Here is a 20,272-nt window from a genome sequence, read left to right as displayed (position 1 = left end):
AATAATGGAGCAGCTCACTAAATTAACAACAGGGGTGCTCCTTTTACCGTAATTATGGAGATGAACACATGGAATATAAAATCAGTAAAGTACTGAATTCAAGTGTTGTTCTTGCCGAAAATGCGGGGAAAAAAGGTGTCATTATCCTAGGTAAGGGTATTGGTTATGGTAAGAAAAAAGGTACTATTATTGATAACAAACAGATTTCTCAAATTTTTCTTCCAGAAACAAATACAGGATTAGAGGACTTATTATCAGAAGTTCCTTCTGAAGTCATTGAAGTGTCATCGCAAATATTGGAAAAGACACGGAAACATTTTCCTGATGTGAACCCTAGTTTATTAGTAAGTTTGATTGACCACATTAATTTTGCTCTGAAAAGAAATGAAGAAGGACTTGTGTTTGAAAATAAGCTCTATTATGATGCCCAAACCTATTATCCCGAAGAATTTGCTTTAGGCAAGGTAGCACTTGAATTAATTAATAAGACATTTAATGTGCAGTTATCTAGGACGGAAGCCGCTAGTATTGCTTTTCATATTGCTGATTCACGTAAAGATGAAGATACTGACTATGACAGTATGAAAATTACTAAACTTACAGATGAAATTGTTAGACTGGTTTCGGTATTGTCTAAAAAGAAACTGAATAATCAGAGTTTAAGCTATCGTCGTATGATAACTCATATTAAATTTTTTGTAGAGCGTTTGATTACCAATGAACAACTAAACGGAAATGACAGAGTAATGTATGAACATGTTCTGGAACAATACCAAGAAGCAACAAGGATTGCAATTAAGATACTGGAATATTTGTATAAGCAATATAAATATAAAGTTACTAGCGAAGAATTGATGTATTTGATTATTCATATTGACCGAAATATGATTGATAAAGGAATTTAATATTATACGGATCTTATTTAACTTCAAATTGAACTGTTTTGACAATCCGTCAGTCTTGATCTTATTTAACTTATGTGGGGATTTAAGAAACAAGGACAGTACTGACATAGAAAATTAATAGATTGAATATATATATTACTGTAAAGTTTATTAGTTCGGTGTTGGAAATATGGGTATTATATGATACAATATTCCCGTAGGAAACTACAATTTTTACGCCTCTAGCAATAAAGACCAGCGAAAGAAGAGAGAGTTTTAATTAACTCGCTCTTTTTTGTCGAGGCTTTTTATTGACACCGTTTACAGTATAAAATAAAATATTAGTTGTAATATATATAGCATAGTTTTTTGAATAAGTCGGTCGGTAAGCTGACTTATTTTTTAGTTTTTTCGTGTGATATATGTGATTCTATCATTCAGATCAGTCAACTACAAAAGAATTATCAAGTACCAGCTAAACCGACACGATCATCAAATGGTAGATCAATGCAAGGTAAAATTTTATTTTCACTATTATTTTTTCAATTAATTGAATTGCTTATTTTAATGAATTAAAGCTGGCAAGCTTTTACAAACAAAGCTTTTATGCTATGATTTAAGCATAATATTGCAGGGTTAAGGAGTCACTCTTTTGACAGATGAACAGATTGTAGAAAAAACATTTCATATTACAGCACAACAAGATGCTGTATCTTTATTAGGTGTCAATGATCAGCACGTTCACTTGCTGGAAACGGCTGAAAATGTCAAGATTCGACCGTTCGGCGATAAAATTCAGCTCAGCGGAACAGCAGAGGCAGTGGAACAAGTCGGCAAAATTTTAAGCGAACTTTCACGATTGCTGCAAGAAGGAATTTTGATTGATAGCTCAGATGTGATCTCAGCGATTAAAATGGCTGATAAAGGAACTTTAAAATATTTTCATGATTTATATACTGAAGTTTTGATTAAAGATCAGAAAAAACGTTCGATTCGCGTAAAAACCAGTGGTCAACGACAATACGTCGCAGCCATCAGAAAAAGTGATCTGGTTTTTGGGATTGGACCAGCAGGAACCGGTAAAACCTTTTTAGCGGCGGTAATGGCGGTTGCAGCTTTAAAGAAGAACCAAGTTGAAAAGATAATTTTGACGCGACCAGCTGTTGAAGCGGGGGAGTCACTCGGCTTTTTACCGGGGGATTTAAAAGAAAAAGTTGATCCATATTTGCGACCGGTTTATGATGCTCTTTATACTATTATGGGTAAAGATCATACAGAGCGTTTATTGGAGCGCGGTACAATTGAGATTGCACCGTTGGCTTATATGCGTGGCCGTACCTTGGAAAATGCGTTTGTTATTTTAGATGAAGCGCAAAATACAACGCGGGCACAAATGAAAATGTTCTTGACGCGGTTGGGTTTTGGCTCAAAAATGGTAGTTAACGGTGATCAGACACAGATTGATTTGCCACGCGGTCACAGTCAAAGCGGCTTGATCGATGCTTGGCATGTTTTGCAGGGATTACCGCGAATTGCTTTTGTTGAATTTATGGCTGCCGATGTTGTCCGGCATCCCGTAGTTGCAGAAATTATTAACGCTTATGCAAAGCAAGCACAAGAAGAGGAGCAGTAGTTTTGGATTTAGAAATTTATGATGATACTAAACAAGCCGCGGCTGAATGGCTGGATTTGATTAAAAAAGTATTGGAATTTGCCGGAGCTTATTTAAAGTTACCGGAAAATACTGAAATGTCGGTCACACTGATGGATAATGAGCACATTCATCAAATCAATAAGCAATATCGTGGTGTTGACAAGCCGACTGATGTTATCAGTTTTGCGATTGAAGAGTCTGGTGATGAAGATCCAATTATTATTCCGGAAGAAGCCGAGTTTACTGAACCGAAGAACTTGGGCGATATTATGGTTTCTGTTGATAAAGTTAAAGAACAAGCAGCTTATTTGCATCACTCTGAAGAAAGAGAACTGGGTTTTTTGGTGCTCCATGGTTTTTTGCATTTAAATGGCTATGATCATATGAAGGCAGAAGACGAAAAGGTGATGTTTGCGCTGCAACGAAAGATTTTGGATGCCTATGGACTTAAAAGATAAAAAGCAAGTACGAAATTGCTGGAAAAATCATAATTTTAAAGAATCGTTACGGCATGCACTGGCTGGTTTGGCTTGCGTTTGGCGGGATGAGCGCAATTTCCGCTTTGATGTGTGGGCAGCAGCCGGGGTAATCATTTTGGGTGCTCTCTTACGGCTGCAGCTGATTGAATGGCTGTGGCTGGGTTGGGCAATTATGAGTGTCTTGGCTAGTGAACTATGGAATACGGTGTTGGAGAATGTAGTTGACCTTGTAACAGATTATCAGCGTCACCCACTAGCTAAAAAAGCTAAGGATATGGCATCAGCTGCTGTTTTGCTGAATGCTATTTTTGCAGCTTTTGTCGGGATAAGTGTATTAGGTGTTAGATTATGGCAATTATTGATGAGATAGAGGAGAAAACATGGATTTAAAGAAGCATTCTGGGTTTGTAGCAATTATCGGCCGGCCAAATGTCGGCAAATCGACATTCTTAAATCGAATTGTTGGTCAAAAGATAGCCATTATGAGCGATAAAGCCCAGACGACCCGCAACAAAATTCAGGGGATTTACACAACCCCTGATAGTCAGGTTGTTTTTATTGATACGCCGGGAATCCATAAACCACAAAGCCGACTGGGAGATTATATGGTTCAGTCGGCTCTGTCAACTTTAAATGAAGTTGATGCAGTTTTATTTATGGTCAATGCTACGCAAAAACGTGGTCGCGGCGATGATTTTATTATTGAGCGTCTAAAACAGGTTAAAAAACCGATTTTTTTAATTGTTAATAAGATCGATCAGGTTCATCCTGACGACTTATTGCCGTTTGTGGCTGATTTTCAGCACACTTTGGATTTTCAAGAAGTTTATCCGATTTCAGCTTTAGAAGGAATCAATTGTGACGAATTGCTGTCAGCAGTTGTTAAGCAGCTGCCAGAGGGCCCACAGTATTATCCAGAAGATCAGGTAACCGATCATCCAGAGCGCTTCATTATCGGCGAATTAGTTCGTGAACAAGTGCTAGCATTAACACGGCAAGAAGTTCCGCATTCAGTCGCCGTCGTGGTTGAACAAATAAATCGCCGAGACGAACAAAAGATCTTGATTCAAGCTTCAATTATTGTGGAGCGTTCATCGCAAAAGGGAATTTTAATCGGTCATGGCGGTCAAATGCTGAAACGAATCGGAACACAGGCACGCAAGCAGATTGAACGGTTGTTGGGAGATCGAGTGTATTTGGAGTTGTGGGTCAAAGTACAGCAGAATTGGCGCGATAAAAAAGTAGATTTGCAAGCTTTAGGCTATCAGCCAGAAGATGATGATTAGTTGCTGGCTGTCCTGAAGGTTTTAGAATGGGCTGCGGGGTGAAATTATGAGTCAGACCAAACAAACCGAATTTGAAGGAATTGTTTTTTTTCGGCGTAATTATCGTGAACGCGATATGCTGGTCAAAATTTTGACTGATCATTTTGGTTTTAAAATGTTCTTTATCCGCGGTGCCCGCAAGCGCGGTTTTCGTTTGAGTGCGGCTATTTTGCCCTTTACGCAGGCGTCTTATGTCGGGGCGGTCAGTGAAGACGGATTATCATTTATTAATGCCGTCAAAGAAAGTACACAATATCGACAGATTCTAAATAACATTGAACTTAATGCCTATGTTTCATATATTTTTGAATTGGCGAATGCGGCTTTTGGGGAATCTAAGCCGTTGGGTGCTTGGTTTAACCAGTTGCAGCAGGCAGCTGTATTGATTGATCAGGGAATTGATCCAGCGATTATTACTAATATTATTGAGATCCGATTATTAACATATTTTGGTGTTCAACCTAATCTCCATGATTGTGTTATCTGCCATCGGACAGATCGGGTATTTGATTTTTCGGAAAGTTATGGTGGTTTGTTGTGCCAGCAGCATTGGTCTGTTGATCCGCATCGACTGCAACTGGATCGGCGAACGATTTATTTTCTACAAGTCTTTTCGCAGCTGAATTTATTTAATATTCACTCTATCAAGGTCAGCCAAGCAACTAAAATCAAATTACGCCGGACACTGAATCGAATTTATGATAATCAGGTCGGATTGAAATTAAAATCACGCCGCTTTTTAGAAGAAATGAAAATTTGGCCGGCTTAACGTTGACAAATAGCGTTGAGTCGGCTATTCTTAACAGCGTGTAAGCTATGATGAAAAAAGGTTATGCAAGTTGATCTCAGCGAGTTGGGGAAAGTGCGAGCCCGATATAACAGCTGTATAATTGGCGTTTTCGGAGCTGCCATTCTTAATTAAGCTGCCGATAGTTTATCGGAAATAGGGTGGAACCGCGGTTGAATGATCGTCCCTATGTAACCGGCAAGGGGGTTGCATAGGCTTTTTTTGTGCCCTGAGCTAAACTTTGAGGAGGAGCAAGATGGAAAAAAAGTTAACAGTTCAAGAAATAATTTTAAAACTGCAGCAGTTCTGGTCTAAGCAAGGCTGTATGCTGATGCAGGCCTATGATACTGAAAAAGGTGCTGGGACAATGAGCCCGTACACCTTTTTACGTTCAGTCGGACCGGAACCATGGAATGCGGCTTATGTTGAGCCTTCACGGCGGCCAGCTGATGGGCGTTATGGCGAAAATCCCAACCGTTTATTTCAGCATCATCAATTTCAGGTTATTATGAAACCTTCTCCAGCCAACATTCAAGATTTATATTTAGATAGTCTGCGGGCGTTGGGGATCGATCCATTAGAACATGATATTCGTTTTGTTGAAGATAACTGGGAGAACCCTTCAATGGGTTGTGCCGGTGTTGGTTGGGAAGTATGGTTGGACGGGATGGAAATCACCCAATTTACCTATTTCCAGCAAGTTGGCGGTTTAGAAGTTCGGCCGGTTGCTTCAGAAGTAACCTATGGCTTGGAGCGGCTGTCATCTTATATTCAGGATGTTAACTCGGTTTTTGATTTGGAATGGTCAGCTGGCGTTCGCTACGGGGACATCTTCAGTGAACCAGAATACGAGCATTCCAAGTACGCATTTGAAACTAGCAATCAGGAAATGTTATTTGAATTATTTGATACTTATGAAAAAGAAGCTAAAAAACAAATTGCCCTCGGTTTGATTCATCCGGCATATGACTATGTTTTAAAATGCAGTCACACCTTCAACCTGCTGGATGCCCGCGGAGCTGTTTCAGTTACCGAACGTGCCGGCTACCTAGCACGGATTCGCAATTTAGCGAAATCAATTGCGAAAGCTTTTGTAGCTGAACGCAAGAAACTTGGATTCCCGTTAATTAAAGATGATCAGGTCCGAGCAAAATTGTTGAAGGAGGACAAGTAAGATGACACATACAATGTTACTTGAAATTGGTTTAGAAGAAATTCCGGCACATGTTGTAACTCCCAGTGTTCAGCAATTAGCACAACGCGTAAAGGAATTTTTCAAGGCTCAGCGACTGGACTTTGGTCAGCTGCAGGTTTATTCAACTCCGCGGCGGTTAGCTGTTAAAGTTTTAGATTTAGCAGATAAACAGCCGGACATTGAAGAAGAAGTCAAGGGACCGGCTAAAAAAATTGCTCAACAAGCAGATGGCAGCTGGTCAAAAGCGGCGGTTGGTTTTACACGCGGCCAAAAAATGACACCGGATGATATTTACTTTAAAGAACTTAAAGGCACAGAATATGTCTATGTTAAGAAATTTATTGCTGGTAAAACAGCGGCAGCAATTTTACCGGAATTAAAGAGTGTTGTTGCAGCTATGAATTTCCCGACTATGATGCGTTGGGGCAGCAATGATTTCAAGTATATTCGCCCGATTCGCTGGATTACAGCTTTATTGGATCAGCAAGTTATTGATTTTAAACTGTTAAACATTACTACTGGTCGCCAGACGCAAGGACATCGCTTTTTAGGCCATGCGATCGAATTAGCAGCTGCAAGTGATTACCCGCAGGCGTTAGAAACAGTTTATGTGATTGCTGATGCGGCTAAACGCAAGGAGCTTATTAAACAGCAGATTGCGCAATTAGCTCAGCAGCATCAGTGGGATATTGTGGTCGAGCCGGATTTATTGGAAGAAGTAAACAATTTAGTAGAATATCCAACAGTTTTTGCCGGCAGTTTTGCTGATAAATATTTAGCAATTCCGGATGAAGTTTTAATCACATCTATGCGTGATCATCAGCGCTTTTTCTATGTTCGCGATCAACAAGGAAAGTTATTGCCGTATTTTGTTTCTGTCCGCAACGGAAATCAGAAATCTTTAAATAACGTCATTGCCGGCAATGAAAAAGTTTTGACAGCTCGTTTAGAAGATGCAGCTTTCTTCTATCAAGAAGACCAAAAATTGTCCATAGCTCAGTATGTGGCTAAATTAGATCACGTAATGTTCCATGATAAGATTGGTACTATGGCAGAAAAAATGCAGCGTGTCGGCTATCTGTCCCATGCGTTGGCTGGCGAAATTGGCTTGAGTGCAACAGAACAAAAGGATCTAAGCCGAGCAGCTGCTATTTACAAGTTTGATTTGGTAACAGGAATGGTTGGCGAGTTTGCCGAATTACAGGGAGTAATGGGTGAAAAATATGCTTTGCTGCAAGGTGAAACTCCGGCTGTCGCAACAGCTATTCGAGAACATTATTTGCCGACCGAAGCTGGTGGCAAGCTGCCAGCAACTAAAGTCGGAGCAATTTTGGCAATTGCCGATAAACTTGACAGCATTACGGATTTCTTTGCAGCCGATATGCTGCCTTCCGGATCAAATGATCCTTATGCACTGCGTCGGCAAGCGGCTGGAATTATTCGAATTTGTCTAGCCTTTGATTGGCCTTTAGCAATTAAACCATTGCTGGAACTAGTGGCAAAAACTGCACAGCAGCAGCCAGCGTTGTATCAAAAAATTCAACCAGCTCATGTCAATGAAGCGGCTGAATTTATGATGGATCGGATGCGCAAGCAATTGGAAACGCAGCAAAATGCATTTGATATCATCAATGCGGTGACTGCGCAACCGCTCAATTCGTTTACAACAATTGCACAGGCAGCTGAAATTTTGGAAACTCATCGGCATGATGCGGACTTCAAACAAACGATCGAAGCGGCTGGCCGGGTATTGCGGTTGACTCGCAAGGCAGATCTGCCGGATAAGCAGCCAGTTCAGCCTGACTTATTTGAAAATCCAACAGAAAAGCAGTTGAATCAAGCTGTAACTGCTGCTAAAACTACTGGTACGCTGGAAGATTTATACCAGCAGCTGCGCAATCTGCGAGCACCGATTGAAGCGTATTTTGACAAGACAATGGTAATGAGTCCTGATCAAAAGCTGCAGCAAAATCGTCTGGCTCAATTACAGCAATTAGCTGGTTTATTCCAGTCGTTTGGCGATTTGACAGCGATTAATGTTAAATAGTTTCGGCGTAACTGTTGAGTGAGTATTGTTTGCTTTCTTCAACATTATGCAGTATCATTTAAAAGAGTGTTTATTAAAGTCGCACGGGTTTTGTGCGGCTTTTGTTAGCCCGATTGAACGGGGGGTCTTAAAAACGTGAAACGAATCCCGGAAGAAACGATTGAACAAATTCGTTCAAATGTCAATATTGTAGAAATTGTCAGTCAATATGTTCAGTTGCATAAATCAGGCAAAAATTATTTTGGCCTGTGTCCTTTTCATGAGGAAAAAACACCTTCATTTTCAGTAACTGATGAAAAACAGATTTTTCATTGCTTTTCGTGTCATCGCGGCGGTAATGTTTTCAAGTTTATTATGGAAATGGAGAAAATCAGTTTTCCTGAAGCAGTGATCAAGGTTGCTGAGCTGGGGGGTATTGCTTTACCAGCATCGATTACCGAAGACGGCTCAGCCACGGATCAAGCAGATACGCAAACCGGACAGTTGCGGCAGATTTATGCATTATCAGCGGATTTATTTCATCATATACTGATAAACACTGCAATTGGCGAACCGGCTTTGAATTATCTGCATCAACGTGGGTTGAGTGACGAAACGATTGAAACTTTTTATTTGGGATTTGCTCCAACACAACAAGTACTGCTGCCGTTTTTAAAAGACCGTAATTTTTCGCGTGAACTGCTGGTGCGTTCCGGTTTATTTTCGGAAGGCAATGACGGCAGTTTGTATCAACGTTTTAAAGAACGGGTGCTTTTTCCGATTCGTGATCCACAAAAAAGAGTAATTGCTTTTTCGGGCCGGTTGTTGACCAAGAATGATCAGTTGCCTAAGTATTTGAATAGTCCAGAAACAGTTTTATTTAACAAACGTAAGGTGCTCTTTAATTTTGATTTAGCCAAAGGAGAGATCCGCCAACAAGGTTTTGCAATTTTATTTGAAGGTTTCATGGATGTTATTTCTGCTTATCAAGCTGGAGTTCATCAAGGCGTTGCCTCAATGGGAACAAGTTTGACCAACGAACAAATTTATCTGTTGGAAAGGACTACGGAACGGCTATGCCTGTGTTATGATGGAGATTCACCCGGTCAAAAAGCGACTGCTCGTGCATTGCAGTTGTTACAGCCGCTCACTAAGTTGGAACTGGGTGTAATTCCAATTCCCGGTCAGCGTGATCCAGATGAGTATATTAATCAGGAAAGTCCGGCCGCTTTTGTTAAATTGGTGGAAAATGGTCAACAGAATCAGATGTCTTTTTGGTTTTCATTTTTGGCGACCGAGCGTAATTTGACCAATGAGAATGATCAGCTGGCATATATTTCTGATGTATTGGAGAAGATTGCCGGAGTTGCTTCACCAGTCGCCCGTGATTTATATCTTGGTCAATTGGCTAAACGATTTTCACTGGATAAAAAAAGTTTGGCGGGCCAATTGCATAGTTTGCTGCAGCAGCAAGCGCGTAAAAATTTTCAGCAGCAGACTCGGCAACCAGTACCGCTTGCGCGTAAAGCAGCACCGGCAGCTAAAAATTATGATCGCGTTGAAAAAGCAGAGCGCTTATTGCTTTATCGTTTGCTGCATAGCTATGATGTTCGTTTAAAACTGCGTGAAACGACCAATTTTGCTTTTGTGCATGACAGCTACCAGACAATTTATTTGCTGGCAGAAGGGTACTTCAAACAGTACTCTGACTATGACCCGGCGCGTTTTTTAGATTTTTTGGCTGATGAGCATTTACGCCAGCTGATGGTCGAATTAGAGGTTGAAAATCACGCAGCTATTGGTTCGGCTGAAGAAGTTGACGATTGTATGCGACTGATTATGCAGTTGTCGCCGTTAGAAGAACAGTTAGCAGCTTTAAAGCAGCAATTAGAAACCGCTCGCCGAATGAACAATCAAAAATTAGTTGAAGAATTAACGATAAAATTTGTAGAATTATTAAAGCAACGACAGCTGAAAAAATCAGCTTCACTTTAAGGAGGCTGCACTATGGCAGAAGAGAAAATGAATAATGAAAATGCTGGATACGTTAAAGCTTTACGACAAACAATTCGTAAGTACAAGCCCCAAAAGCAAATCAGTTATGATGAACTAACCAAGAAGTTGGCGGTACCTTTCGAACTTAACAGTAAACAAATGGATAAGCTGATTCAGCGGGTAGAAGATGCCGGTATTTCAGTTGTTGATGAAAAAGGCGAACCAAGCGAACACAGCTTGAAAGTTGCTTCAAAAGAAGCTGCTAAAGTAACCAAGGATCGTGATGTTAGTGCACCAGTTGGAGTTAAAATTAATGACCCGGTGCGGATGTATTTAAAAGAAATCGGCCGAGTTGATTTACTGACAGCTGATGAAGAAGTTGCTTTAGCTTTGAGAATCGAGAAAAAAGACGAAGCTGCTAAACAACGCTTGGCAGAAGCTAACTTGCGGTTAGTTGTTTCAATTGCTAAACGTTATGTTGGTCGGGGAATGTCATTTTTGGATTTGATTCAAGAAGGCAATATGGGCTTAATGAAAGCTGTTGAAAAATTTGATTACCGTAAAGGTTTCAAATTCTCAACTTATGCTACTTGGTGGATTCGACAAGCGATTACACGGGCGATTGCTGACCAAGCACGGACTATTCGAATTCCGGTTCATATGGTTGAAACGATCAATAAATTGATTCGAATCCAGCGGCAGATGCTGCAGGATTTAGGCCGGGAACCAACACCGGAAGAAATTGGCGCAGAAATGGATATGCCAACGGATAAAGTTCGGGAAATTCTGAAAATCGCTCAAGAACCGGTGTCATTAGAAACGCCGATTGGTGAAGAAGACGACTCACATCTGGGTGATTTTATTGAAGATCATGATGCAACCAGTCCTGCTGACCATGCCGCTTACGAGTTGTTGAAGGAACAGTTGGAAAGTGTCTTGGATACACTGACTGATCGGGAAGAAAATGTTTTGCGGCTGCGTTTTGGTTTAGATGATGGGCGGACGCGGACTTTAGAAGAAGTTGGTAAAGTGTTTGGCGTTACGCGTGAGCGAATTCGTCAGATCGAAGCCAAAGCTTTACGGAAATTGCGGCATCCATCACGTTCTAAGCAATTACGTGATTTTTTGGAATAAAAGATTGCAATTTTATTAAAAAAGTGTATGATAAAGTTAACTTAAAAAAGGAGATGTGGTTTTTGACAGCATTTAAACTTGCAGCTAAAACATGTTGTTGTCGCAGTTCGCGTTTTGTTACGTGGATGCGACTATTTGACATGCAGGCTTCAAGTGGAAACAACTAATAGTTTTTTAACTCTTAGAAGTTTCGAATTGCATTGTTAAAAGTTAAACATCTTCAGCGGACAAGGCGCAAATCAATTTTGATTTACGCCTTTTTTGTTTGCAAAAATTAGGAGGAATGTTAAATGATTTATCATCAAGTAAGTGAACTGATTGGTCAAACCCCATTGTTTGAATTAAATTTGCCGGTTCCCAAGGGTTCGAAGATTTTTGCTAAGTTAGAAATGTTTAATCCCGGTGGCAGTATCAAAGACCGTTTGGGGAAATATTTAATTGAACAAGCTTTTAAAAATCAGCGAATCAATGCCGAATCGACCATTATTGAGCCAACTGCCGGCAACACTGGAATTGGGTTAGCCTTGGCAGCATTAGAGGCTAAATTAAAAACGATTTTGGTTGTTCCAGAAAAATTCAGCCAGGAAAAGCAAATTTTAATGCAAGCCTTGGGAGCACAGCTGGTGCATACGCCTAGTGAAGACGGAATTGTTGGTGCCATCAAGAAAGCTAAGAGTTTGCAGCAGCAAACACCTAACAGTTATGTGCCGATGCAATTTGAAAATCCGGAAAATCCGGCAGCTTACTATCATTCAATTGCGCCCGAGATTTTGACCGAGTTTACGGCAGCACAGCTGCAGCTGGATGGCTTCGCAGCCGGAGCTGGCAGCGGCGGTACTTTTGTTGGGATGGCGCGCTACTTTAAGGAAAAAGTTCCCACGATTCAAACAGCAATCGTGGAACCCGAAGGCTCGATTTTAAATGGTGGTCCCCAGCATTCTCATCGCACAGAGGGTATCGGTGTCGAATTTGTTCCACCGTTTTTAGATAAAAAAGATGTTGATCATATTTTCACGATCAGCGATCAAGCGGCTTTTCACTGGGTCAAACAATTAGCTAAAGATTTTGGTTTGTTGATCGGTAGCTCAAGCGGTGCAGCATTGGCAGCTAGTTTGAAGTTGGCAGAGCAGCTGCCGGCCGGCAGTAATATTGTGACTGTATTTCCAGACAGCAGTGAACGTTATCTTAGCCAGCATATATATGCTGAAAAATAAAAAAGGGGTCGATAATAATGAAATTCAATACTAAATTAATCCATGGTGGTATCAGTCAAGATCAAACAACCGGAGCAGTCAGTGTTCCGATCTACCAGACATCAACTTTTGCTCAGACAGTTTTGGGCGGAGAACCGGCTTATGAGTATTCGCGGACCGGTAATCCAACGCGTTTGGCGGTTGAAAAATTAATTGCTGAATTGGAAAATGGGGTTGCTGGCTATGCGTTTGCATCTGGTTCCGCTGCAATTCATACCGTCTTTTCATTATTTTCGGCTGGTGATCATATTATTGTTGGAAATGATGTGTATGGTGGGACATTCAGATTACTGAATACAGTGCTGAAACGCCAAGGTCTTGATTTTACGGCAGTTGATACCCGTGATTTGAAAGCTGTTGCCGCCGCAGTTACTCCAGCGACTAAAGCCATTTATTTAGAAACACCGACAAACCCGTTGATGCATATTTCTGATATTGCTGCTTTGGCTAAATTAGCTCATAACAATAACTTGTTGACGATTGTTGATAATACCTTTGCTTCACCTTATGTTCAACGTCCGCTTGATTTGGGAGCAGATATTGTTTTGCATAGTGCTTCAAAGTATTTGGGCGGTCATAGTGATTTGATTGCTGGTTTAGTTGTTACCAAAAATCAAGCTGTCGGCGACCAGATCGGGTATTTGCAAAATGCTATTGGTGGAATTTTGGCACCGCAGGACAGTTGGTTATTACAGCGTGGGATAAAAACTTTGGCGGTTCGGATGGAAGCTCATCAAAAAAATACTCAGCAGATTTTTGAGTTTTTGCAGCAGGATCCGCGAATCAGTAAGATTTTTTATCCGGGCGATCCAACTGGTCCCGACTACCAAGTTGCTCAGCGGCAAATGCATGGTTTTGGTGGGATGATTTCTTTTGAGCTGACTGAAAATCTGTCTGTTAAAAAATTTATTGAGAGTTTAAAAATTATCACTTTGGCGGAAAGCTTAGGTTCAGTTGAAAGCCTGATTGAGGTTCCGGCAATTATGACTCATGGCTCAATTCCAGAAAAAATTCGCTTGGCAAATGGCATTTCTAACCGTTTGATCCGTTTGTCAGTCGGAATTGAACAAATAACTGATTTATTAGCAGATCTAAAAGAAGCATTGCAAGCTGCTCAAACAAAGTAATAATATTATACTTTAAAATAACGTCGATAATTTTGGTCCACTACAAATTACTCATAGTAAATTAGCCTCTACTTGTAATTTGTGGTTAGAATTTCAAGATTATCGACTTTTTTGTGTAATGAAATTGGTCTGATTCATGATTAAAAAAGCTATTTTGAGCTTAATCAGCAACTGGAATTTATTTGTTATCCGCCTTTTGGCATTTATCAGTTGGAAAAGGTTTTTTTCAGGTTTCAAGTCAGCTATAATTTATAATAAGGATTTTAAAGGGAGTTGGACAGTTGATATGGATGCCTATCATTTATCACAACGGTTGCAAACGGTGGCCGGATATGTTTTACCAGGAGCGCGGTTAGCCGACATTGGTTCGGATCATGCTTATTTACCGGCAAATTTAGCACTTAACGGGAAAATTGCAACAGCGATTGCTGGAGAGGTGGTCACTGGGCCGTTTGAAAATGCTGTCCAAGAGATTCATGGGCTGCAATTAGAAAAAAAGATTCACGTACGGCAAGCGGATGGATTGGCAGCAATTCATTCTGGGGAAATAATTGATGTGATCACGATCTGTGGCATGGGCGGCAGTTTGATTTGCCAGATATTAGCAGCTGGTTTTGAGCAGTTGGGGAAGCGACCACGCCTGATTTTACAGCCCAATGTCAATGAAGCTGGTGTCCGTAAGTGGTTGGAAATCAATTGCTATCAGATCGTTGCCGAAGAAATTATTGCAGAAGCCGGGCATATTTACGAAATCATCGTAGCTGACCCAACAGCAACGGCAATTGCTTTAAGTGAAAAGGCAAAAATGTTTGGGCCATTACTTTTGCAGGAACGTTCGGCCGTTTTTTTGGAAAAATGGCAACAAGAACAAATAAAATTACAGCACGTTTTGAAACAAATGCAACAAGCACAAACGGAACCTTTGACTAAGGAACGTCTGTTGCAGCAAAAAATTAATATGATCGAGGAGGTATTGCATGACTAAAGTAGCAGCAGTTGTAACACGATTTGAACAATTTGCTCCAAAATTTATTGCAGAAAAAGGTGATCCTGTTGGCTTACAACTAGGCAGCTTGGAAACCGATGTAAAAAAGATGATGGTTACCTTAGATGTACGGCCGGAAATTGTTGCCGAAGCAATTAACAATGATGTTAATTTTATTTTTGCTCATCATCCGGCAATGTTTCATCCAGTTAAGCAATTTGATTTGGCAGTTCCGCAAAATCGCATGTATGCAGAATTGATTAAGCACCAGATCACCGTTTATGGCGCTCATACCAATTTGGATAATGCTAATGGTGGCATGAATGATTGGCTAGCGGCTGCTTTGAATTTGCAGCAGATCAAGCCATTATTACCATCTAAAGAACTACCGCTGCAACAACTGGCGGTTTATGTCCCACAAGCGGCAGCGGCAACAGTGCGGCAGGCTTTAGCAGCTGCCGGAGCGGGAACAATTGGTGATTATCAGGGATGTTCATTTTCAGCCGCTGGAACTGGTCGATTTGTACCAGGTGAAAAAACGCATCCCACGATTGGTCAACCGTTGGAACCAACAGCAACAGCTGAAGAAAAACTTGAAGTGATAATCAAGCCGCAACAGGCAGCCGCAGTGATTAAAGCGCTGCGTGCGGCTCATCCGTATGAAGAACCGGTTTATTACCTGACGCCGATTCATGGTTTAAATGCAAAATATGGAATGGGCAGAGTCGGAACTTTAACCAAGAAACTTACTGTTAAAGAGCTGGCAGCCGTTTGCAAGCAGGTATTTGGTTTAACCGGAGTACGTGTTGTTGCGCAGGATCTGCAGCAGCCACTTAAGCGGGTTGCTGTTTTAGGCGGCAGCGGCGGGCAATTTTATCCGGCAGCTGTAAAAGCTGGAGCAGATGTTTATTTGACCGGTGACTTATCTTATCATACTGCTCATGACATTTTGGCTTCAGGGATGGCTGCAATTGATTTTGGTCATCATGTCGAAAGTATCTGCAAACCGCAACTTGCCAAGCTCTTTACTACTTGGAAACAGGAAAATAATTGGCAATTTCCAATCATTCAATCCCAAATTGCGACCGATCCATTTCAATTTCTATAATTAAATCAGTCTTTAACCTGTAGCAGCAAACTGATATAGGTAAATTAAAGTCAAAGATTGATAATACGAGGAGTGTTTTAATGTCATATCAAAATCTAGTACCGCGTTTTATTAAATATGCTAAACAAACGACCCGTTCCGATGAAAATTCAGCAACGATTCCTTCAACAAAGAGTCAATCGGTATTTGCACACCAATTGGTAGCGGAACTGCAGCAAATCGGTTTGAGTCAAGTGCATATTTCTACCAAAAGTGCTTATGTCTTAGCAACTTTACCGACTAATTTACCGGCAACTGCTGAGGTTCCTAAAATCGGCTTGATTGCCCATATGGATACGGCTGATTTTAATGCTGAGAATGTTCAACCACAAATTCAAAAAAATTATGATGGCAAAGCAACGATTCCATTGGCTAAGAGCGGCTATTATCTTGATCCGGCAGAATTTCCCAATTTGAAGAATTATGCCGGTGAAGATTTGATTACAACCGATGGAACTACCTTGCTGGGGGCTGATGATAAAGCTGGGATAGCTGAAATCATTACAGCTGCAGAATATCTGTTGGCTCATCCGGAAATCAAACATGGTACTATTCAGATTGGAATCGGTCCAGATGAAGAAATCGGCAAAGGGGCGGATAATTTTGATGTTACGGAATTCCCTGCCGACTTTGCTTATACCGTTGACGGTGGACCGCTAGGCGAATTAGAGTACGAGACTTTTAATGCTGCTCAAGCCAAGATAAAATTGATCGGCAAAAATGTTCATCCGGGAACAGCTAAAGATGTCATGGTCAATGCACTACAACTGGCGTTTGACTTTCAGGCACAATTACCGGCAGACGAGGTTCCTGAAAAAACCGCTGGCAGACAGGGATTCTTTCATTTAATTGATTTGAATGGGACAGTTGATCAAGCCGAGATGACCTATATTATTCGCGATCATGACCGGTCTAAATTTGAATCCCGCAAGGAGTTATTGCAGCAGATTGCGGCACGGATGAATGCTGAATATGGCGAAGAGCGAGTAGTTTTAGAAGTGACAGATCAGTATTATAATATGCGTGAAGTAATCGAAAAGGACATGACCTCGGTTAAATTGGCGCAAACAGCCATGGAAAAATTGAAAATCAAACCAATTATTTATCCAGTTCGTGGTGGTACAGATGGCTCAAAGATTTCGTTTATGGGTTTGCCGACACCGAACTTATTTGCTGGTGGCGAGAATATGCATTCGCGTTTCGAGTTCGTTTCAGTTCAAGTGATGGAACGAGCAGTCGATGTAATTTTACAGATTATTAAATCAGCTGTTCACAAAGCTAAATAGTTAACACGAACACACGTTTGTTATATAATATAGGCGTAAGCAAGTTAAGAAAGGCCAGGTGGTTAAACAGCTAGTTAATAGGTGTTGCTATCTGGGCTTTTTGACGTTTAATTAGAAAATAAAGCGAGGTTAAAAAATGCAAGAGGATCAAATGACAACAGCCGTTCAAGAAGCTTTGGCTCAGGCGCAGCAGATTGCACAGGTGCGGCATCATCAAGAAATTGATATTCCACATTTATTTAAATTTTTGGTTCAACCAGGGGAGTTTGGAGCTGAATTATTTCAGCAAGCTGGCTTGGATCTGCCAGCTTTGGAAAGTGAACTTGATCGTCAATTAGATGAGATTTCAATTGTTGAAGGCAGTGTTCAATATGGTCAGACGCTTAGTCAGCCAATGTATCGTTTGCTGCAAGAAGCTGATGAGCTGAGGAAAAAACAAGACGATGAATATATTGCTTTGGATACAATTATTTTGGCATTACTGCGGTTGGAAGCCAATCCACTGGCAATTTATTTAAAAAAGCAGGGTTTGACTTTTAAAAAATTAGCGGAAATTGTTAAAAAATTACGAGGGGGAGAAAGAGTGACTTCTAAGAATCAAGAGACTCAATATAAAGCACTTGAAAAATACGGGATCGATCTGGTAAAACAAGTTCGGGATAATCAAGTTGATCCAATTATCGGTCGAGATGATGAGATTCGGGATGTTATTCGAATTTTATCACGGAAGACTAAAAATAATCCGATTTTGATCGGTGAACCAGGCGTGGGGAAAACAGCAATTGTTGAAGGCTTAGCCCAGCGGATCGTTCGCCGGGATGTCCCTGATAATCTAAAAGACAAAACTATTTTCTCGTTGGATATGGGTTCGCTGATTGCCGGAGCTAAATACCGGGGGGAATTTGAGGAACGGTTGAAGGCTGTTTTAAAAGCCGTTAAAAAAAGTGACGGTAAAATTTTATTGTTTATTGATGAAGTTCATAATATTGTCGGTGCCGGTAAAACTGAAGGCAGCATGGATGCTGGTAATTTGTTGAAACCAATGCTGGCTCGTGGCGAGCTGCATTTGATTGGGGCAACCACACTTGATGAATATCGTGAATCTGTCGAAAAAGATAAAGCATTGGCGCGGCGTTTCCAACGAGTATTGGTTCACGAACCAAGCGTTGAAGATACGATTTCAATTTTGCGTGGTTTAAAAGAACGGTTTGAAATTCATCATGGAGTACGGATTCATGATAATGCTTTGGTAGCGGCAGCAACTTTATCTAATCGTTATATTACTGATCGCTTTTTACCGGATAAAGCGATCGATTTGATCGATGAAGCTTGTGCGACTATTCGTGTTGAAATGAACTCGATGCCGACTGAATTGGATGAAGCCACTCGGCAATTGATGCGGCAAGAAGTTGAAGAAGCAGCTTTGAAAAAAGAAACCGATACGGCTTCAAAAAAACGGTTAAGCGAATTGCAAACTGATTTGGCCGAAATGCGAGAAAAGGTTAATACGCTGAAAATGCGTTGGGAAAATGAAAAAGAAGACATTAAGAAACTCAGCGATAAAAAGGGCGAACTTGATCAGGCACGCCATGAATTAGAAGAAGCGGAAAATAATTATGATTTAGAAAAAGCAGCTAAGTTACAACACGGCACTATTCCACAATTAGAAAAAGAACTTAAAGATTTGGAAGCTGCCAAACGGCCTGATAATTGGCTGGTTGAAGAATCAGTTACTGAAAATGAAATTGCTCAGGTTGTCAGCCGAACGACTGGGATTCCGGTTGCTAAATTGGTTCAAGGCGAACGGCAAAAACTTTTGCAGCTGCCGCAAGCTTTGCACCAGCGGGTCATTGGACAAGACGAAGCAGTTGATGCCGTAGCTAATGCAGTTTTGCGGGCTCGGGCCGGATTACAGGATCCTAATCAGCCACTAGGGACATTTTTATTCCTAGGTCCGACAGGTGTTGGTAAAACAGAACTAGCCAAAGCTTTGGCGGAAAATTTGTTCGATTCGGAAAAACACATGGTTCGCATTGATATGAGCGAGTATATGGAGAAGCAATCTGTTTCGCGGTTAGTCGGAGCAGCACCTGGTTATATCGGCTACGAAGAAGGCGGTCAATTAACAGAAGCGGTTCGGCGCAATCCGTATACGATTGTTTTGCTTGATGAGGTTGAAAAGGCACATCCGGATGTCTTTAATATATTGCTGCAAGTCTTTGATGACGGTCGCTTGACGGATGGACAAGGCCGAACTGTTGACTTTAAAAATACAATTATCATTATGACATCCAATTTGGGTTCAAGTATTTTATTGGACAAGGTTAAAGATGGTGAAATTTCAGCTGAGGTCAAGCAGGAAGTAATGCAATTGGCACAAGCGCATTTTAAGCCGGAATTTTTGAACCGGATTGATGATATCATTATGTTTACACCGTTGAATTTAGCAGCAATTGAAAAAATCGTTGATAAATTTATTCAGCAGCTGTCACACCGCTTGGAAGCACAAGAAATTCAGTTGCAAATTTCTTCATCAGCGCGGAAACACTTGGCTCAGCAAGGCTATGATCCAGCTTATGGCGCTCGGCCGCTGCAGCGGTATATTACCGAGTATGTTGAGACACCACTGGCAAAACAGATCATTAGTGGGAAAGTAATGCCGCATTCAACGGTAACAGTTGATTTAGGTCAACAAGACAATTTGGTCTTTACAGCTGAAGAACACTCGGAAGACGAATAAAAAAGAGCGGAGATAAAACTCCGCTCTTTTTTTTAGGGCATTATTTATCAGTTGTTGGATCTTTGATAAACAAAGTTAACAAGTTGATAGCAATGAGGCCAATGACCATGGCAGTCAAGCCGTCAGCTAAAGGTGAGAAAGTTACACCAGTCAAAGCTGCCCCGATATAACCGATTACTTCACCATAAATGAAGCCCCAAAACAAAATAGTTAATTGCTTTACCATTGTTAACACCTCACAATACAACAGTAGTT

At 40.9% G+C, this 20,272-nt stretch carries 17 protein-coding genes; 16 read left to right on the top strand and 1 reads right to left on the bottom strand.

From position 1 onward, the window contains the following. Nucleotides 1-68: 68 nt before the first annotated feature. From FC89_RS00435 to clpB, 16 genes are all read left to right on the top strand, one after another. Nucleotides 69-905, top strand: a complete 837-nt coding sequence (locus FC89_RS00435) for a PRD domain-containing protein (RefSeq protein ID WP_057870575.1) — start codon at nucleotides 69-71, stop codon at nucleotides 903-905. Nucleotides 906-1,536: 631 nt separating this feature from the next. After that, complete coding sequence (locus tag FC89_RS00430; RefSeq protein WP_057870574.1) at nucleotides 1,537-2,517, top strand: PhoH family protein; 981 nt, start codon at nucleotides 1,537-1,539, stop codon at nucleotides 2,515-2,517. Nucleotides 2,518-2,519: 2 nt separating this feature from the next. Then, nucleotides 2,520-2,996: an rRNA maturation RNase YbeY gene (gene ybeY, locus FC89_RS00425; RefSeq protein ID WP_057870573.1), complete on the top strand. Its 477-nt coding sequence runs from the start codon at nucleotides 2,520-2,522 to the stop codon at nucleotides 2,994-2,996. Then, nucleotides 2,980-3,387, top strand: a complete 408-nt coding sequence (locus tag FC89_RS00420) for a diacylglycerol kinase family protein (protein WP_057870572.1) — start codon at nucleotides 2,980-2,982, stop codon at nucleotides 3,385-3,387. The genes ybeY and FC89_RS00420 overlap by 17 nt, the downstream gene beginning before the upstream one ends. 10 nt (nucleotides 3,388-3,397) lie before the next feature. Continuing rightward, on the top strand, nucleotides 3,398-4,303 hold the full coding sequence (era, locus tag FC89_RS00415) for a GTPase Era (protein ID WP_057870571.1): 906 nt from the start codon (nucleotides 3,398-3,400) through the stop codon (nucleotides 4,301-4,303). Between the two features lie 46 nt (nucleotides 4,304-4,349). Further along, on the top strand, nucleotides 4,350-5,111 hold the full coding sequence (recO, locus tag FC89_RS00410; RefSeq protein ID WP_057870570.1) for a DNA repair protein RecO: 762 nt from the start codon (nucleotides 4,350-4,352) through the stop codon (nucleotides 5,109-5,111). Between the two features lie 274 nt (nucleotides 5,112-5,385). Continuing rightward, nucleotides 5,386-6,303, top strand: coding sequence for a glycine--tRNA ligase subunit alpha (glyQ, locus tag FC89_RS00405; protein WP_057870569.1), 918 nt, complete (start codon nucleotides 5,386-5,388; stop codon nucleotides 6,301-6,303). A 1-nt stretch (nucleotide 6,304) separates the two neighbouring features. After that, nucleotides 6,305-8,371, top strand: coding sequence for a glycine--tRNA ligase subunit beta (gene glyS, locus FC89_RS00400; protein ID WP_057870568.1), 2,067 nt, complete (start codon nucleotides 6,305-6,307; stop codon nucleotides 8,369-8,371). Nucleotides 8,372-8,506: 135 nt separating this feature from the next. After that, nucleotides 8,507-10,345 (top strand): DNA primase, encoded by a 1,839-nt coding sequence (gene dnaG, locus FC89_RS00395; protein ID WP_057870567.1) that lies wholly within the window; start codon nucleotides 8,507-8,509, stop codon nucleotides 10,343-10,345. A gap of 27 nt (nucleotides 10,346-10,372) precedes the next feature. Continuing rightward, nucleotides 10,373-11,479, top strand: coding sequence for an RNA polymerase sigma factor RpoD (gene rpoD / locus FC89_RS00390; RefSeq protein WP_415600742.1), 1,107 nt, complete (start codon nucleotides 10,373-10,375; stop codon nucleotides 11,477-11,479). Between the two features lie 290 nt (nucleotides 11,480-11,769). After that, on the top strand, nucleotides 11,770-12,693 hold the full coding sequence (locus tag FC89_RS00385) for a PLP-dependent cysteine synthase family protein (RefSeq protein ID WP_057870565.1): 924 nt from the start codon (nucleotides 11,770-11,772) through the stop codon (nucleotides 12,691-12,693). A gap of 17 nt (nucleotides 12,694-12,710) precedes the next feature. Beyond that, nucleotides 12,711-13,859: a trans-sulfuration enzyme family protein gene (locus FC89_RS00380; RefSeq protein WP_057870564.1), complete on the top strand. Its 1,149-nt coding sequence runs from the start codon at nucleotides 12,711-12,713 to the stop codon at nucleotides 13,857-13,859. A gap of 286 nt (nucleotides 13,860-14,145) precedes the next feature. Next, nucleotides 14,146-14,844 carry a tRNA (adenine(22)-N(1))-methyltransferase gene (locus FC89_RS00375; RefSeq protein WP_057870619.1) on the top strand — a complete coding sequence of 233 codons (699 nt, stop codon included), beginning with the start codon at nucleotides 14,146-14,148 and terminating at the stop codon, nucleotides 14,842-14,844. Continuing rightward, on the top strand, nucleotides 14,837-15,952 hold the full coding sequence (locus tag FC89_RS00370) for a Nif3-like dinuclear metal center hexameric protein (RefSeq protein WP_057870563.1): 1,116 nt from the start codon (nucleotides 14,837-14,839) through the stop codon (nucleotides 15,950-15,952). The genes FC89_RS00375 and FC89_RS00370 overlap by 8 nt, the downstream gene beginning before the upstream one ends. A gap of 80 nt (nucleotides 15,953-16,032) precedes the next feature. After that, nucleotides 16,033-17,277 carry a peptidase T gene (gene pepT / locus FC89_RS00365; RefSeq protein ID WP_057870562.1) on the top strand — a complete coding sequence of 415 codons (1,245 nt, stop codon included), beginning with the start codon at nucleotides 16,033-16,035 and terminating at the stop codon, nucleotides 17,275-17,277. Between the two features lie 136 nt (nucleotides 17,278-17,413). Then, entirely contained in the window at nucleotides 17,414-20,017 is a 2,604-nt protein-coding gene (clpB, locus tag FC89_RS00360) for an ATP-dependent chaperone ClpB (protein ID WP_057870561.1), read from the top strand. A 40-nt stretch (nucleotides 20,018-20,057) separates the two neighbouring features. Here clpB and FC89_RS00355 read toward each other — a convergent pair whose 3' ends face one another. Beyond that, complete coding sequence (locus FC89_RS00355) at nucleotides 20,058-20,243, bottom strand: YjzD family protein (protein WP_057870560.1); 186 nt, start codon at nucleotides 20,241-20,243, stop codon at nucleotides 20,058-20,060. Nucleotides 20,244-20,272: the final 29 nt, after the last annotated feature.

The sequence above is a fragment of the Liquorilactobacillus ghanensis DSM 18630 genome, assembly GCF_001435235.1.
GTDB lineage: Bacteria > Bacillota > Bacilli > Lactobacillales > Lactobacillaceae > Liquorilactobacillus > Liquorilactobacillus ghanensis.
The sequence above is the reverse complement of the archived record's forward strand: the minus strand, read 5'-3'. Positions and strand labels throughout refer to the sequence as shown.

Coding starts and splice junctions, on each gene's coding strand:
- FC89_RS00435 (WP_057870575.1), top strand. CDS start 69: ATGGAATATAAAATCAGTAAAGTACTGAATTCAAGTGTTGTTCTTGCC.
- FC89_RS00420 (WP_057870572.1), top strand. CDS start 2,980: ATGGACTTAAAAGATAAAAAGCAAGTACGAAATTGCTGGAAAAATCAT.
- era (WP_057870571.1), top strand. CDS start 3,398: ATGGATTTAAAGAAGCATTCTGGGTTTGTAGCAATTATCGGCCGGCCA.
- recO (WP_057870570.1), top strand. CDS start 4,350: ATGAGTCAGACCAAACAAACCGAATTTGAAGGAATTGTTTTTTTTCGG.
- glyQ (WP_057870569.1), top strand. CDS start 5,386: ATGGAAAAAAAGTTAACAGTTCAAGAAATAATTTTAAAACTGCAGCAG.
- glyS (WP_057870568.1), top strand. CDS start 6,305: ATGACACATACAATGTTACTTGAAATTGGTTTAGAAGAAATTCCGGCA.
- rpoD (WP_415600742.1), top strand. CDS start 10,373: ATGAATAATGAAAATGCTGGATACGTTAAAGCTTTACGACAAACAATT.
- FC89_RS00385 (WP_057870565.1), top strand. CDS start 11,770: ATGATTTATCATCAAGTAAGTGAACTGATTGGTCAAACCCCATTGTTT.
- FC89_RS00380 (WP_057870564.1), top strand. CDS start 12,711: ATGAAATTCAATACTAAATTAATCCATGGTGGTATCAGTCAAGATCAA.
- FC89_RS00375 (WP_057870619.1), top strand. CDS start 14,146: ATGGATGCCTATCATTTATCACAACGGTTGCAAACGGTGGCCGGATAT.
- FC89_RS00370 (WP_057870563.1), top strand. CDS start 14,837: ATGACTAAAGTAGCAGCAGTTGTAACACGATTTGAACAATTTGCTCCA.
- pepT (WP_057870562.1), top strand. CDS start 16,033: ATGTCATATCAAAATCTAGTACCGCGTTTTATTAAATATGCTAAACAA.
- clpB (WP_057870561.1), top strand. CDS start 17,414: ATGCAAGAGGATCAAATGACAACAGCCGTTCAAGAAGCTTTGGCTCAG.
- FC89_RS00355 (WP_057870560.1), bottom strand. CDS start 20,243: ATGGTAAAGCAATTAACTATTTTGTTTTGGGGCTTCATTTATGGTGAA.